Consider the following 15,970-nt stretch of genomic DNA (forward strand, 5'->3'; position numbering starts at 1 on the left):
TGAGCCTTTTCCTCATCTTTGTGCATAACTTTTTTGGTTTTTAGAGCAGGAACCTATCAGTCAGGAGATGTTTTTATTCATATCAGCTTCAATCGGCCAAACGTCACAGAAAAGAAACCTATGCATTCAACACATGCATAGGTTTCTTTTTACTTATTTGGCACCGTAACTAATCAAGTTGGTCATGATTCGATATCCGCCTGGAACCTGGCCTTGAATTTGCCTGTATAGGACAAGGTTGGTGTAGAGGTAGGTGCCATTACCATACTTAGCCATAAGGATACCGCCATCAAATGGTTCTTCATTCGGATCTGCCATGGAAATGAATGTTTCATACCGTTCATCCCATTCCATTGGGAAATACAATCCTCTTTCTTGGACCCAATTGCTCCAGTCATCATTTGTTATTTTATTTGGATAGGTAAAAAGCGCCGATTCTGGTTTCGACACGTTTACTGTGGCTTTTTCATCGGTTACCCGCCAGCGAATCGAAGGATTCCCGAGGGTAAGAGAATATGGAGCCGTCTTCAAGGCATCCCATCCATCACCCGGTTTATGGTATTGCACGACGAGATGTCCGCCGTTTTCCACATACTCAAGTAAGCGCCCGTTATTTGCCTTTAAATCTTCCCTCGATAGATAGGCACGGATGCCTGTAACGATCGTGTCATATTGACTTAAATCACCTTCAGCTAAATCAGCTGCAGTTAACTTCGTAATGTTCAGCCCTGCATTGCTTAAGTAATCTGCCACTTTATCGAATCCGCTTTCAATGTACCCCACTTTTAATGAAGCTGGCTTCAAAAGCTCAAATGCAACGGTATTGATAGCTGCTGGGTATTGGTAATAGAATGTTCCGATATGGTCATAGGAAATCTCCTGAATGGTCGAATCAAAGGTTTTCCCATTGACAGTGGCTGCAGCCTTCACCTGATATTCACCTTTTTGGATGGCCTTCGGTGGTCTGAGGGTGAACTTCACTTGTTTTTCTTCTGATTTTTCATTAAATGATACAGTGGCATTTTGGGGATGAACTCCCCAATTTTCAGGGACTTTTAAAGCGACCTTTGCTGATGCTTTTCCTTCTGTATAATTTTTCAAGGTCACCGTCACTGGGATTTCCTCTCTTACATCTGCTGTATTTACGACGATATCTTCAGGAGTTAAGGTAAGGCCAACGTCGGGAAGGACGGCGATCGTTCCATCCAATTCTTCCTTGATGGAAGTTTTTGTGCTCCCGTATTTATAAGAAATGCTGGTCGTAATGGTTGATTCATCATAGGCATGGTAATAAGCTGCATCTTCAGGGACTTCAACCAGGTAGGTCATTGTCGCTGATTTATTAGGTGCCAGATTGACATCTTTTGATTTTGTTTTTGTCTTCCATCCTTTAGGCACGTTCAATGCAGCAGCGACTTTTTTCAATGTTTGTTTCCCGTTATTCTTCATGGTTATGGTTACGTACGTATTTTGACCTTTCGTAAGAATCTTTGAAGCTGCTTTAGCTTGAACCTCGAGCCCTGAGGAGACATAACTGACGTTTTGCAATTGCTCTTCTTTTAATGAGAGCTTATGAAGCAAGTCGTTTTTGATGGCAGGGCTTAGCTTTGCCTTTTTGACTTGCGCAGTCATTGAACGAACCTTGGAAAGAGCTTTTTGGGATGTTGAAAAAACACGTTTTGCATGGGGATAAGCCTCAATAACAGCGTTCAGATTCCGTTGCAGGTATTTAAATTCACCTTTTAATTTTGAAGCTGAGCGAGGGAGTTTTTCAGCCCATTCAGTAAAATTGTAAGGTACACCTGCAAAAAGGTCCGACTCGCTTTTTGTATCAACCGCGCTTTGCTTCAAATCCAAATGGATCTGGCGTGGTGCTGCAGGGATATCAGAACCCATGCCTTGGCTTTTGTGCAGATAGCGGGATTGTTCTCCAAGCTGTGGGTAAGTCATTTTGTATATTGGGTCATATTTACCGATTTCTATCGAAGTGGTTGCTTGATCTGCCGAGGAAACGGGCAAATATAACTTTTTCACTTGCCATACCGATAGACCTTGTTTCAATTGTTGTGGAAACACAGTTGGGTCGGCGGCATCCGTAAAGGCACGTTCACTTAGGATTGTCATTGTTCGATGATGTCCATGCTGGGTATCATCATTTTGAAAGGATGGCATCAATATATCTGGCTGATACGTCCGAATAAAGCGGATAAGCCGTTCATATGTGAGTTCCTCGCCCCATTTTTGTAATGTTTCCTCTGGTGTTTTAGAGAAACCGAAATCATAAATGGGATCAGAGGTGGTTTCACTTAGATGATAGGCTTTAACCCCGGTGATTTTTGCAGCTTCTATCATTTCCCTCGAACGGATGATTCCAAGAGCGTTATCCAGTTCATCCCCAATTTCATTTTGTCCTCCCTCACCACGGTTTGCAATCAGGCTGGATGTTTTCACCCCTAACCCTCTCGATAGATAAGCGAGAAAGTCACTGCGTTCATCATCGGGATGGGCACCGCTGTTCAAGAATGTCACAGTCGTTTCGAGCGGCTTGACCGCATTCCATAATTCAACGTTGGTTTCATCAGGATTTGCAGCGCTGCCTCCAAGCGGCAATGACGCAAGAACCAACAAAAGGGAAAGCAACGATAACAAAGCTTTTTTCATTCTTCTTTTAACCCCCTTCAACTTTTATTAAACACCTAAAAAAATGTAGGTTAGTAATGCTTTCTAACTAACCAGACAAAAAAACCTATCTAATAAATAGCACTAATGGTTATAAATGTAAATAATGCGAAGTAACTATTAAAAATTGAACATTTTAAATATTACGAAAAAGTATTGTGCGTTGAAATCATTTAAGTTATATTTTTACTTAATTAGGAAGAATTACTAACTAAATAATGTAAGGCCGTGATGTGATGAGTTTTAAAAGGACACCCAGTCATCAAAAATATGTAAATAAAAAAAGAATCATTCAATGCATCCAAGAATGTTCACCCATTTCAAGAGCTGAAATCGCCGTTAAGCTTCAGCTAAGTAAACCAACTGTTTCTCAGGCTGTGGATGAACTTATACAGGAGAAATGGGTATTCGAGAAAGGAATAGGAGTATCCTCATCTCAAGGCGGGAGGAGGCCCATCCAGCTCTTTTTTAATGAAAAGGCCGCCTATATCATCGGTGTCGATATAGGCGGGACGAAAGTGAAAATCGTTTTAAGCGATTTAAGCGGCAACATCCTTGCTGACACTAGTTTTTCAACAAACACTTATTTAAATTCAGGGCTTCTTAAACAAATGGCGATTGAAACGGAGCGGTTAATTGCAAAGAATCAGATTGCGAAGGAAAGGATATTGGGGATGGGAGTCGGGATCCCTGGCATTACGCAAACGGCAAGCGGATTAGTAATAGAGGCACCGAGTTTAGGCTGGGTGCAATATCCATTTATAGCAGAAGCGAAGCGTTATTTTGATTTCCCCATCTTTCTTGACAATGATGTAAACGCGGCTGCACTAGGTGAACAGTGGCTGGGGAATGCACAAAATAAGCGGAATTTGCTGTTCATTGCGGTTGGCACGGGAATCGGAAGCGGCATCATCTTGAATAACCAGTTATACAGAGGAGCTTCCAGTGCCGCTGGGGAAATGGGATATATGGTGACGGACAAAGAGGATATAAAACGTGAATTCAAGCCGATTTTCCATAGATACGGTTATTTGGAAAGTGTCGCAGGAGGCAAGTCGATTGGCGGTCATTTCACCAGGGAGGTCCTCAAGGACCCTCACCATTTTTTATTCGAACGGGCCAAATCTTCCGAACTATCGGGGGAGGATGCTTTTTTGGCAGCAAAAAAAGGAGACACGGCAGCTATGGCCATCATAAATGAAGCCATTGAACATTTAGCCTGCGGAATTGTCAATGCGGCTAGTTTGCTAAATCCGGAAGTGATCATTTTAGGAGGTGGTGTATTAAATTCTGCTGAATACATTTTACCTAGAATTCGGGAGGTCGTTGATCGATATCTTCCAAGTTTAGTAGAAATGAAAACTTCACAACTGGGAGAAAACGCAGGGGTGCTTGGAGCGGTTTCCCTTTTCTTAAGGGAACATGATGGCATTTTGAATTTTCGTGATGAGGGGGAATATTAATGAAAAATAGGAAAAAGTCGCTTGTTTCAGTACTGACCTTATCGGCAGCACTATTAATTTCGGGGTGTAACGGTACAGATACGAAAACGAATTCGGATGCTGGCGAAAAGGGTGAGCTCGAAGATAAAATCGTTGTTTATTCGCCGCATGGCAAAGATATTTTATCAAAATTCGAAAAGCAGTTCGAAGGTAAGTATGGTATTGATGTTGAGTGGCTTGATATGGGGTCTCAGGAAATCCTTGACCGTGTTCGTTCAGAGAAAAGTAATCCGCAGGCAGACGTTTGGTGGGGGGCACCTTCCACGAACTTCAATCAAGCAAAGGATGATGGGCTGCTGGCCGCTTATAAGCCTAGCTATTCCGATAGTCTCGATGAAGGATTCCGCGACCCGGAATGGTATTGGACAGGAACGAGCCAGACACCGGAAGTCATCATGTATAACAGCAAAGAATTATCAAAAGACGAGGTACCGAAAGATTGGGATGAGCTGCTTGATCCGAAATGGAAAGACGAAATCATCATCCGCTATCCGTTAGCCTCCGGAACGATGAGGACAATTTTTTCTGCGATGATCTATCGTACGTATAAGGATACAAATGATCCGAAAGAAGGGTATGACTGGTTAAAGAAGCTCGACCAAAACACGAAGGAATATTCAGCGAATCCTGAAATGATGTATAACAAGGTAGCCAAAGGAGAGGGCTCACTTTCCGTTTGGGCAATGCCGGATGTCGTCATGCTGAAAGAAAATAAAAATTATCCATTTGAGTTCGTCATTCCAGAAAGCGGAACGCCAGTATTGACGGAAGGTATCGCCATCGTTGAAGGTGCCAAGCATCCCAAAGCGGCTGAAGCCTTTTATGAGTTCGTGAATTCACCAGAAGCCGCAAAAACATTAGCAGAAGAATTTTACAGGATTCCGACCAGAAGTGATGTGAAGGGTTTACCTGAATGGATCACGGAAACCGAAATTAAAGCGATGGAAATTGATTGGAATGCATTCCAGGAAAAAGGTGACGAGTGGATGAAATACTGGGACGAAAATATTAAAAGTGGAGATAAAGAAATTAAAGAATAAGGAAGTGTCGTTGGGATGGCGTCAATAAAAATAGAGAATGTCCAAAAAGCCTTCGGGAAAACGATAGCTGTTGACCAGTTAAATCTGGACATCAAAGAAGGTGAGTTTTTTACCTTTCTTGGTCCAAGCGGCTGCGGTAAAACGACAACACTTCGGATGATAGCCGGTTTTTATTATCCAACTAAAGGTGTCGTCCGATTTGGCGACAAAGATATGACGCGTGTACCTCCGGAGAAAAGAAATACAGGCATGGTTTTTCAAAACTATGCCCTCTTTCCCCATATGACTGTTTTTGAAAATGTAGCGTTTGGCTTGCGTGTGAGAAAGGTTTCTTCTGCTGACTTAAAGAAGAGAGTGCTGGATGCCCTCCAAAAGGTCAGGCTGGAGAGCTACTCGAATCGTCAAGTGAGCCAGTTAAGCGGAGGACAGCAGCAGAGGGTGGCCCTTGCGCGAGCACTGGTCATTGAACCGGAAATATTACTGCTGGATGAACCATTAAGTAATCTGGATGCCAAGCTTCGTGATGAAATGAGAGTGGAAATCTTAAGGCTGCAGCGTGATTATAAGATTACCACCATTTATGTCACACATGATCAGGCAGAGGCATTATCCATGAGTGATCGAATCGCTGTGTTCAATTATGGTGTATGTCACCAGGTCGGGACGCCAACAGAAATTTATAATCGGCCGGCTAATGATTTTGTGGCGAGTTTTATAGGCGAAATTAATCTTTTGCCCGTTCAAGTTGAAAAAGTTCATCAAGATAATATAGAGGTTGCCCTTAAGAATAGTGAACAACCGATTAAATTGAATGTGGAAAATCAAGCTAGGGACGGAATTTCGATCATACAGAGTGATGCTGACCTTGCTGTTTCGATTCGTCCTGAGGCAATCAGGATTCTGGATGTGACCGAAGAAGGAATGAATATCTTTAAAGGTAAAATAAATTCCGTCCAATTCTTTGGATCTGTTGTGAATGTCATGGTGGATGTTCAAGACGTGTTACTAAGGGTCGACGTATTTAACACCCATGATTTTGGATACTTTTATCAAGGAAAGGAAGTGTATGTCCAGCTTCCCGAGAAACAGCTGCGTCTTATCCCTGTCATAAGCGGTGATGCGCCATGATTAAAAATCGTGATACGAGATTGACGGTTTGGCTCCTTATACCAGTTGTATTGGTGCTCATAGCATATGTACTCTACCCGTCATTGAGGACCTTTGTTGAAAGTCTGCAAAAAGACGGATCGATATCCCTTGGAAATTATCTGGACTTCTTCGTACAGGAATCGAAAACGAACTTAGAGGCTCTTTGGAATTCTGTTTATATATCCTTATTGAGTGTATTGGTCAGTGCCTTGATTGGCATACCGCTCGCATTCATTTTTAACCGTTACGATTTTCCCGGCAGAAGCTTCTTCTCATCAGCAGCGATTTTGCCGATTGTCCTTCCATCATTGGTAGGGGTCATGGCCTTTATGTTTTTATATGGAGAATCGGGATTGATTCCAAATGCCATCAAGGACCTGTTTGGCCTCGATAAGGTTCCATTCAAGATTGGCGGGGTATCGGGAATTCTTATCGTGCATGCCTATACGATGTATGTTTATTTTTATATGACCGTATCCGCTGCAATTAATAAAATAGATCCATCACTTGAAGAAGCCGCTTATAACTTAGGCGCAAATAAATTAAAGGTTTTTTGGAAGGTGACATTTCCATTATTGACACCTGCCATCGTTGCCGCCTCTTTACTTGTTTTCATGATATCGATGGCTTCTTTCAGTGCCCCGTTTTTATTAGCTGGCGGATACAGGGTGTTAAGCCTGCAAATTTATTTTTCAAAAATCAATGGTGATATGGAAATTGCCGCTACTCAATCCGTCATCCTATCCATCGTTTCGATTTCATTTCTATTATTCATGCGTTGGTATCAGAATAGGAAGGATTATCGCATGGCTTCGAAAGGAATAGGTGCACACAGGAGTGAAGTGAGGAACCCATTTATAAAATGGGTGATGGTCCTAACTGGTATCATCGGCGTAATGATTCTGCTTTTACCGCACTTTACGATTCTATTGCTTTCACTTGTGCCAGATGGAACCTGGACATTTCAAACGTATCCCACAGTATTTAATGTGGAAAATTACAGGCTTTTGTTTGAAGACCCTAATATCTTCAAACCGTTACGAAATAGTTTACTGATGGCGGTTATTGCAACGTTGGCAAATCTGGTGTTTGGGGTCATAGCGTCTTATGTACTTGTCAAACGGAAATTCGTCGGGAAAAGCTTTGTCGATATTCTAGTCATGATTCCTTGGGCGTTGCCTGCAACGGTCATAGGGATGAACTTGATATTCGCATTCAATGAACCTAGCGTTTTTTCTTTCGGTCAAATCTTGGTAGGAACATTTTGGATTTTGCCGCTTGCCTATTTCATCAGGCATATTCCACTCGTTGTCCGGTCGACTAATGCCGTTCTGGAGCAGCTGGATGATTCGATTGAGGAAGCAGCCAGAAACTTGGGGGCTAAGTGGTTTTATACTTTCAGAAGGGTCATATTTCCGATTATTATGCCTGGTGTTTTATCAGGGACATTATTGGCATTTATCGAATCTGTGGGGGAATTCCCGACCTCGGTCCTGTTGTACACGATTTCAAACAGGCCCATATCCATTGAAATCATGAATCAGCTTCGGATGTTCAATATGGGGCAGGCCGCTGCCTATGGGATGATTCAAATCACGCTGATTGTAATCGTTCTCTTTATTTCGAACAAGTTTTTTGGAATCAAAGCGGAAAAAGCTTTATAAATCGGAGGTTCAAAGATGAGCAGGCTTGAAGAATTTATCAAAAATGAAGGTAGTGTCTTTCCAGGAAAAACCTATGCTAGAGAGCTTCTGATGCCTGTTTTTAATGATCAAAGAGATTACTTATTTGATGCAATGTTCGATATTCATCGGGCACATGTCATCATGCTTTCGGAACAAAAGATCATTAAAGATGAAGAGGCGAAAACCATGCTTGATGGGATTCGGAAAGTGGCCCAAACAGATCTCGCGCAGTTGACCTATCAGCCCCAATTCGAAGACTTATTCTTCATGATGGAGGCAAAGATCGGTGAGGAAATCGGCCATGAACTTGCAGGGAAGATTCATATCGGCCGCAGTCGTAATGATATGGGGGTTGCGATGTACCGGCTTGTTTTGAGAGGTCATCTGCTCCAATTGGTTGGCTATGCAAACCAATTGAGTGAAGCATTCTTGGTGCAGGCTGAAAAACATACAGAAACCTATATTACAGGTTACACGCATACCCAACCGGCTCAGCCGACTACAATAGGACATTACTTTTTAGCCATTTATGATGTGCTTCAAAGGGATATTGGCCGGTTATGGGCAGCCTATGAAACGGTTAACCAATCCCCTTTGGGTGCAGCCGCTTTAACGACCACCGGTTTTCCGATCAGTCGGAACCGTACGGCTGAACTGCTTGGGTTTGATTCGGTGATTGAAAATTCCTATGACTCGATAGGCGGGGCAGATTATTTATTGGAAACCGCAACTGCCATCATGACGTGCATGGTCAATACCGGAAGGTGGATCCAAGATTTCCTGCAGCATGTGACAAGGGAGTTTGGTACATTTCACGTGGCGGACCCTTATGTTCAAGTGAGCAGCATCATGCCGCAAAAAAGGAATCCTGTCTCCATTGAACATTCCCGTTCGATTGCAAGCAGTGCGTATGGTGATGCACTTGCTGCAATGAATATGATTCACAATACACCATTTGGTGATATCGTCGATACGGAAGATGATTTACAGCCGCATTTATATCGCGCTTTTTCGAATGCAGGCCGTGTCATGAAACTAATGTATGCCGTCATATCGACTTTGAAAGTAAATGAAGAACATACAAAGAAAATGGCCGCAAAATCCAGTATAACGGTTACTGAATTAGCGGATACCCTATCAAGAGATTACGACATATTCTTTAGAAAAGCCCATTCGATAGCCAGTCATATTGCAAAAAAGTCGATTAGTGAAGGGAAAGAGCTATATGATTGGGACACACAAGAAATCAACAAGATCATAAATGAATTCGTTTCAGTGAACATAGCAGAAGATGAATGGAAAAAAATAATCTCTCCCGAATATTTTGTGGAAATCAGAAGCATTCAAGGCGGGCCCTCCCCGAAAGAGGTTACGAGAATGATTGTAAATAGAAAACAAAAACTGGAACAAGAGTTGCAGGAATATAAGAAAGTGGTCAAAGAATTGAATGATGGCAGGAAGGCTTTAGTGGATTACTGAAGGTACGGGGTAAAAAGAAAATGAGTTTTAACGGGCATGAACCTCACGAGTATTTGCTTCAAACTCACGAATAAAAGCATGAACCTCACGAGTAAAAGCATGAACCTCACGAGTATTTGCTTCAAACTCACGAGTAAAAGCAATTCACAAGTATTTGCTCGGAACTCACGAGTAAAAGCATGAAATTCACGAGTATTTGCTCGGAACTCACGAGTAAAGGCATGAACCTCACGAGTATTTGCTCCAAACTCACGAGTAAAAGCATGAACCTCACGAGTATTTGCTCCTAACTCACGGATAAAGGCATGAACCTTCTGAAGAGAGTTTTTTTTGTTGGCTCGCAAGCAATACGATCCATTTTACTGAGAAAGCTTCATATTATAGTCATTCTTTATCAGGGCGGCTATTTATTTTGGATTTTTGATGCAACTGAGTCATCCCCAGAGACAATGAATGTAGATTATTCCTAAAAACAATGCTGTTATTTGGAAAATATATAATATGAGGCGGAATGTTAATGTCAAATAGATCTCAGTTCGGTGTTATCCTGATTTTAATAGCTTTCGTAATATCGATTACTTTATGTTTGAATCCGGAAGTCTTATTAAGAGGCGGATATGATTTAGCTATTGATGGTCTGGTGGTATCCAGAACCTTGATGATTATTTTTTCGTTGTATTTATTAGTTAAAATAGGGGATTTGTTTATAAACAGAAAAGATTAATAGTCTAAAATGAGGTTTCCCATAAACAATATTGAGAAAAAGCACTATACTTGGAAGCCGAGAATAAGTAAGGCTCAGTCTTTTGACTGAGCCTCCAATGTTTATTGATCCATAACCAGTTTCAAATTTGCTTCATATATCGTTAACGGATTTAGGTTCCAACTGAACTGCGTGCTTTCTGAAAGCAATACTCACCGTGATCATCACAATGAAATTGACTGCCAATGCAATGATTCCCACATTCAAATCTTTTGCTGCTTGCGGCAAGGATGGAAACAAGGTCCCTATTGTCGATTGACTGAGTGTAATGCAGATTACGATGGCCAATCCGGTAATGATGCCGGCGATTGCGCCAAATTTATTGATCGGATTATTCCTTTTCAGACTAAAGAGAAGGGATGGGAAGAGCTGTGTGATGAGACTGTATCCCATAAGAATTAATGCCGACATCGTTTCGCCGCCGTTTAAGGTGAAGTAGACGGCTATAAGGGCAATGATTGGCACAAGGAACTTTGCCAATCGTACAATGTGGCGATCGGATACGGCAGGTGCAAATTCCTTATAAACGTTTTTAGCGAGCAGTGTAGCGACGCTCATCAAAAGCATGGATCCCGGCACCAATGCGGTCAACAATCCAGCGCCGCCGATTATGCCTATAAACCATGGATCAAAGGTCTCGATCGAAAGGCGCAGCAATGAGAGGTCTGCATCTGCCCCAACGAGTCCGGGCACTTTCAATATAGCTGTAAACCCAACGAAAAAGACGAATAACAGCATGAGTGTATATAAAGGGCTGATGATGGCGTTCTTTCGAAATACCTTGCCGCTGCGTGCTGAATAAACAGCGCTGAAAACCTGTGGCCACATATAGAAACCGAATACGAGCAATATTACTGTGGAGATGAACCATGATACGCTAAGTCCCTGATCTGGGAACTTAAGAAAACCTGGCTTGGCCGCATCAACCGCTTCAAACATCGGCTGAAATCCGCCAAAGTAATGAATTGGCAGATAAATCCCCAAAAATCCTATTATGGCGACCATCATGATATCTTTAATGACCGCGGTCCAAACTGAACCGTGTATACCGGAGATCATCACATAAATGGTAAGGCTGATCGCCCCCATCCAAACTGCCTCAGACATAGAGATGGCACCATAAGATGCTTCTGAGACAATGATCCCCAATCCTTTCAGCTGCACGACGATCACTGGAATCATCGACACCACACCGACAAGTGCAGCCAAAATTCCTAAACCGGGACTCTTATATTTGCTTACAAAGAAATCGGATTGAGACATCAGTTTATTTTCTTTGGCGTATCTCCATATTTCCGGCAGGAGCCAATAGGATAATACGTAAGACAAGGTAATGTAAATTAGAACATATAGAGCGGGTGCGCCCTTGCCATAAGCCCAGCCGCTGCCGCCAAGGAAGGAGAAGGTCGTATAGATTTCCCCAGCCATCAGCAGAAAGACGAATATCGCACCAAAACCGCGTCCGCCCACCGTCCATTGTTCCAAGTCCATATCTTTTCCTTTTGAAGAGCATATTCCTAAAAATATCGATAGAAGTAAAAATGCTAAAATGATTAAGAGAGCAATATTCATTCCTGGTCACCTTCCCGATTCCTGGGATCCAGCTTATACATGATGCCGAGTATGGCAGAGGTAAGGACCACCCACATAGCCATCCAGAACATATTGAAAGGCATCCCTAATACATATGGTTCTATTTTATTAACAAAAGGTAGAAATCCCAGTATGCCTATAAAAGGAACTAGTGTAAGAATATATATAATCTTCATTAAACAACCCCCTCCGTTTTAAATAAAGTGAAACGCCCACCAATGGGGGTTTATTCTTCAATGCCACTGATGGATGTGTGAACCGAACCGGATGGAAAATTCATACCTGACCGAAAAGGTCCGATAATATATATTAGCTTACACTATTTTGATATAAAATTTAATGCAGTTGCCTGATATATTTTAGCAGCAGTGCGCAGACAGCCGAACAATGATATGTTCATAAAACAGATAAAGCCTTGAATTCATAGTGAGTTCAAGGCTTTATTTCCTTTAGCTATATTTTTTCCTAGAGTTATATAGTATTACCAAAAGTATGAACCAGATTGGGGTCAAGAGCAGTGATAGTCGTGTAGCTTCAGCGAATAGCATAACAATAAGGATGAACAGGAATAATCCTAATATGGCGTAATTGACAAAGGGTGTAAAAGGAGCCTTGAAAGTCGATTTTGCTCTTAGGTCAGGCCTTGTTTTCGAATATTTGATATGGGAAATCAAGATAATGCTCCATACCCATATGAAACAGATGGCACTGATGGTCGTCACGACGGTAAATGCCTGTTCAGGTATCAGTTTGCTTAATAATGCCCCTATTGATACAACGATTGTGGATGTTAATAAGGCATTGCTCGGAACAGCCTGTTTATTTAATTTTTCCAGTTTAGCAGGGGCTTCGCCATTCCTGCTTAACGTATAAAGTATTCGGCTCGTTGAAAATAAACCACTGTTGCATGCAGAAGCAGCGGATGTCAAAACGACGAAGTTGATGATCCCTGCAGCGACAGGAATGCCGATTAACGCAAAGACCTCTACAAATGGGCTGCTCGTGGCATCCAGTTGTGTCCATGGGTTGACGCAGAGAATGACGAATAGTGCACCAACATAGAAAAGTAAAATCCGGACAGGGATTTTATTGATGGCAGATGGAATGTTCTTTCTCGGGTTTGCCGTTTCTGCTGCAGAAACCCCGACCAATTCGACACCGACAAATGAGAAGACGACCAGCTGTAAAGATAATAGGAATCCAGAAATGCCATTAGGGAACATGCCCCCATGATTCCATAGGTTCGTTAGGGAAACCGTTCCGCTATTGGTATTGAAGCCGATGATCAAAAGGATGATCCCCACGACGATCAAGGCGATGATCGTGATTACTTTAATGATGGCAAACCAGAATTCCAATTCACCAAATAATTTAACGGTCAAAAGGTTCAATCCTAACAGAATGACTAGGCATATTAGAGCCGGAATCCATTGAGGGATATCGAACCAATATTGCATATAGACGCCGACAGCCATGATATCGGCCATTGCGGTCATGATCCAACAGAACCAATATGTCCACCCTGTTACGAAGCCGGCCCATGGACCGACATATTCGGTTGCAAATTCAGTGAATGATGCATACCCTGCATTGGATAAGAGCAATTCCCCCAGGGCCCTCATCACAAAAAACAAGGCAATCCCTATTATCAGATAAGAAAATAATATAGAAGGTCCTGCCAATTGTATGGCTTTTCCGGAACCTAAAAATAATCCGGTGCCAATGGTTCCTCCTATTGCGATCAGTTGTACATGTCTATTTTTTAAATCTCTTTTTAATTCTTGTTTTGCCAATTCTTACGCCCCCGTCTTTTTATAGTCTTGGTAGTGAATGAGTTTACCTGCATGGTCTTGGAGAGAGGGACGTAATTTTTTCGTCCAGCTTGCCTTTCCCATTGGTTTTAAAGCTGTTGTTTTTAGTCCAACCACAAAATGGACAATAAAAAAAGAGATTGGATAATACCAATCTCTTAAAGGGTTCAGAATAACAATTTTATCATTCGTTACTCTTCTGTCCTTTTGCCTGAGATTGTGAATCCTTCGGCGCTGCATCTTGTACAGTCTCTCCAGAAGCTGCTCCTGCTATAGTGTCATCCATAGCATTCATCGCTTGCTTGTATGCGGTTGTGAAGAAATGTCAGCCAGTGATTATTTTCCACTGCTTGATCATTCATTATGCTTATAAAATAATATTGGAATTCTATCATCTATTTTTCGGTTGGTCAACAAATTTTTTGAAATGAAACAGGCATTATCTGTAGTTTAATAGTGGTCTTAATTTTTATAAAGGTACTTGAAAAATTTATTTTTTTGGATGATAACTATTATGAAATATTGATCATCATTTTTTAAAAATTATATTTTTTGATTAGGAAAATTGCCAAGATATATTTGGCAACTGTTTATTTCAAAAATACAATTGTATTTTTACAGAATATTTACTATTATAAGATAAGAAAACATAAATGAAGTGTTATTGATATTTTTTCGATAGAGCATTTCTAACCGCAATAATTAATAAGTTCGTGGTAAGGATAGAAAAGCATTACCGATATTGCATCTGGGGGAGTTAAACATGTCGAACAAGGAATTAAAGAGAGGGCTGGAAGCACGTCACATTCAAATGATAGCTTTGGGCGGAACCATCGGTGTCGGGTTATTCATGGGATCGGCGAGCACGATCAAATGGACAGGGCCCTCTGTAATGCTTGCTTATGCCATCGCAGGTATTTTTATATTTTTCATCATGCGTTCCATGGGTGAGATGCTTTATTTAGAACCGACTACAGGTTCTTTTGCAACCTTTGCGAGCAGCTATATACATCCTTTGGCAGGTTATATGACTGCTTGGAGCAATTGGTTTCAATGGGTAATCGTCGGAATGTCCGAAATCATTGCGGTTGGCTTGTATATGCAATATTGGTTCCCGGAGTTACCGGCCTGGATACCAGGTGTGGTCGCCATGATCATCTTGGGAGCGGCCAACCTCATTTCCGTTAAATCCTTCGGGGAATTTGAATTCTGGTTTGCACTTATAAAAATCATAACGATTATATTGATGATCGTTGCCGGCCTAGGCCTTATCTTCTTTGGAATAGGGAATGGCGGGGATGCGATTGGATTATCGAATCTTTGGGAAAATGGCGGCTTCTTTACGGGAGGCTGGACAGGATTCTTCTTTGCGCTTTCGCTTGTCGTGGCTTCCTATCAAGGCGTTGAGCTTATCGGCATCACAGCCGGAGAAGCGAAAGACCCAACGAAGACCGTAACAAAAGCGATCCAATCAATCATATGGCGCATTTTAATTTTCTATATTGGTGCCATATTCGTCATCGTGACAGTCTTCCCTTGGGATCAACTGGATGACTTAGGCAGCCCATTCGTTTCAACCTTTGCTAAAATAGGTATCACAGCAGCAGCAGGCATCATCAATTTTGTCGTAATCACTGCGGCAATGTCTGGATGCAACAGTGGGATTTTCAGTGCAGGTCGTATGCTTTACACACTGGCATTGAATGGCCAAGCTCCGAAAGTCTTTGCTAAAGTATCTAAAAATGGAGTGCCGGCATATTGCACGATCGCTGTACTATTAGGATTGGGCATCGGGGTTATCCTGAATTACCTTGCACCGCCGCAAGTATTCCTTTATGTGTACAGTGCGAGTGTTTTGCCCGGGATGATTCCATGGTTTGTCTTACTGATCAGTGAGCTTAAATTCAGAAAGGTAAATGCCGCTGAAATGGAGAAACATCCGTTCAAAATGCCATTGGCCCCTTACAGTAACTATGCAACAATAGCCTTTTTGCTGATGGTGCTGGTAGGTATGTGGATCAATCCTAGTACAAGGATTTCCTTGGTTGTCGGGATCGTTTTCCTAGCCTTGGTAATAGCAAGTTATTACTTGCTGAAAATGGATAAACGAACACCATTGGACGTTAAATCCGATGATGAGATTTCAGGATAAGAAATTCTATTAAAAAGCCCTTCTCTAATTCGAGAAGGGCCTTTTTTGTCCTTGTAGATCAATTGTGGAATTCACGAGTAAAACAGCGAAACTCACGAGTAAAGTCGTTGAATTCAC

The 15,970-nt window shown here is 41.9% G+C and carries 11 protein-coding genes and 1 riboswitch; of the genes, 7 read left to right on the top strand and 4 right to left on the bottom strand.

The annotated features are described in order from the left end of the window. Nucleotides 1-153: 153 nt before the first annotated feature. Entirely contained in the window at nt 154-2,661 is a 2,508-nt protein-coding gene (locus tag ADA55_RS14850; RefSeq protein ID WP_048685186.1) for an NEW3 domain-containing protein, read from the bottom strand. A gap of 254 nt (nt 2,662-2,915) precedes the next feature. Here ADA55_RS14850 and ADA55_RS14855 point away from each other — a divergent pair, with 254 nt between their 5' ends. From ADA55_RS14855 to ADA55_RS14885, 6 genes are all read left to right on the top strand, one after another. After that, entirely contained in the window at nt 2,916-4,142 is a 1,227-nt protein-coding gene (locus ADA55_RS14855; RefSeq protein WP_048685189.1) for an ROK family transcriptional regulator, read from the top strand. Continuing rightward, a complete protein-coding gene (locus ADA55_RS14860) occupies nt 4,142-5,221 on the top strand; it encodes an extracellular solute-binding protein (protein WP_048685192.1) in 1,080 nt (359 codons plus the stop codon). The genes ADA55_RS14855 and ADA55_RS14860 overlap by 1 nt, the downstream gene beginning before the upstream one ends. A gap of 15 nt (nt 5,222-5,236) precedes the next feature. Continuing rightward, nucleotides 5,237-6,349, top strand: coding sequence for an ABC transporter ATP-binding protein (locus ADA55_RS14865; RefSeq protein ID WP_048685194.1), 1,113 nt, complete (start codon nt 5,237-5,239; stop codon nt 6,347-6,349). Continuing rightward, the gene (locus ADA55_RS14870) at nt 6,346-8,034 is read left to right on the top strand and encodes an ABC transporter permease (protein ID WP_048685196.1); all 1,689 of its coding nucleotides are present in this window, start codon (nt 6,346-6,348) and stop codon (nt 8,032-8,034) included. The genes ADA55_RS14865 and ADA55_RS14870 overlap by 4 nt, the downstream gene beginning before the upstream one ends. A gap of 15 nt (nt 8,035-8,049) precedes the next feature. Next, a complete protein-coding gene (argH, locus tag ADA55_RS14875) occupies nt 8,050-9,534 on the top strand; it encodes an argininosuccinate lyase (protein WP_048685198.1) in 1,485 nt (494 codons plus the stop codon). 517 nt (nt 9,535-10,051) lie between these two features. Further along, complete coding sequence (locus tag ADA55_RS14885; protein ID WP_226990473.1) at nt 10,052-10,258, top strand: hypothetical protein; 207 nt, start codon at nt 10,052-10,054, stop codon at nt 10,256-10,258. Nucleotides 10,259-10,390: 132 nt separating this feature from the next. Here ADA55_RS14885 and ADA55_RS14890 read toward each other — a convergent pair whose 3' ends face one another. The 3 genes from ADA55_RS14890 to ADA55_RS14900 all read right to left on the bottom strand — a co-directional run bounded on the left by ADA55_RS14890 (nt 10,391) and on the right by ADA55_RS14900 (nt 13,683). Next, a complete protein-coding gene (locus tag ADA55_RS14890; RefSeq protein WP_048685207.1) occupies nt 10,391-11,869 on the bottom strand; it encodes a sodium:solute symporter family protein in 1,479 nt (492 codons plus the stop codon). Next, entirely contained in the window at nt 11,866-12,066 is a 201-nt protein-coding gene (locus tag ADA55_RS14895) for a DUF3311 domain-containing protein (protein WP_048685209.1), read from the bottom strand. Before ADA55_RS14895 ends, ADA55_RS14890 begins: the two co-directional genes overlap by 4 nt. A 273-nt stretch (nt 12,067-12,339) precedes the next feature. Then, a complete protein-coding gene (locus tag ADA55_RS14900) occupies nt 12,340-13,683 on the bottom strand; it encodes an amino acid permease (protein WP_048685212.1) in 1,344 nt (447 codons plus the stop codon). Between the two features lie 207 nt (nt 13,684-13,890). After that, nucleotides 13,891-13,969: riboswitch (glycine riboswitch) on the bottom strand. 495 nt (nt 13,970-14,464) lie between these two features. On the opposite strand from ADA55_RS14900, the gene ADA55_RS14910 reads away from it, so the two are divergent. Next, a complete protein-coding gene (locus tag ADA55_RS14910; RefSeq protein WP_048685221.1) occupies nt 14,465-15,853 on the top strand; it encodes an amino acid permease in 1,389 nt (462 codons plus the stop codon). Nucleotides 15,854-15,970 lie beyond the last annotated feature (117 nt).

The sequence above is a fragment of the Bacillus sp. 220_BSPC genome, assembly GCF_001054655.1.
Lineage (GTDB): Bacteria > Bacillota > Bacilli > Bacillales > DSM-1321 > Peribacillus > Peribacillus frigoritolerans.

Bases quoted from the DNA above. Each gene is read 5' to 3' on its own strand.
- ADA55_RS14895 (WP_048685209.1), bottom strand. From the start codon at position 12,066: ATGAAGATTATATATATTCTTACACTAGTTCCTTTTATAGGCATACTG.
- ADA55_RS14855 (WP_048685189.1), top strand. From the start codon at position 2,916: ATGAGTTTTAAAAGGACACCCAGTCATCAAAAATATGTAAATAAAAAA.
- ADA55_RS14870 (WP_048685196.1), top strand. From the start codon at position 6,346: ATGATTAAAAATCGTGATACGAGATTGACGGTTTGGCTCCTTATACCA.
- ADA55_RS14885 (WP_226990473.1), top strand. From the start codon at position 10,052: ATGTCAAATAGATCTCAGTTCGGTGTTATCCTGATTTTAATAGCTTTC.
- ADA55_RS14890 (WP_048685207.1), bottom strand. From the start codon at position 11,869: ATGAATATTGCTCTCTTAATCATTTTAGCATTTTTACTTCTATCGATA.
- ADA55_RS14860 (WP_048685192.1), top strand. From the start codon at position 4,142: ATGAAAAATAGGAAAAAGTCGCTTGTTTCAGTACTGACCTTATCGGCA.
- argH (WP_048685198.1), top strand. From the start codon at position 8,050: ATGAGCAGGCTTGAAGAATTTATCAAAAATGAAGGTAGTGTCTTTCCA.
- ADA55_RS14910 (WP_048685221.1), top strand. From the start codon at position 14,465: ATGTCGAACAAGGAATTAAAGAGAGGGCTGGAAGCACGTCACATTCAA.
- ADA55_RS14850 (WP_048685186.1), bottom strand. From the start codon at position 2,661: ATGAAAAAAGCTTTGTTATCGTTGCTTTCCCTTTTGTTGGTTCTTGCG.
- ADA55_RS14865 (WP_048685194.1), top strand. From the start codon at position 5,237: ATGGCGTCAATAAAAATAGAGAATGTCCAAAAAGCCTTCGGGAAAACG.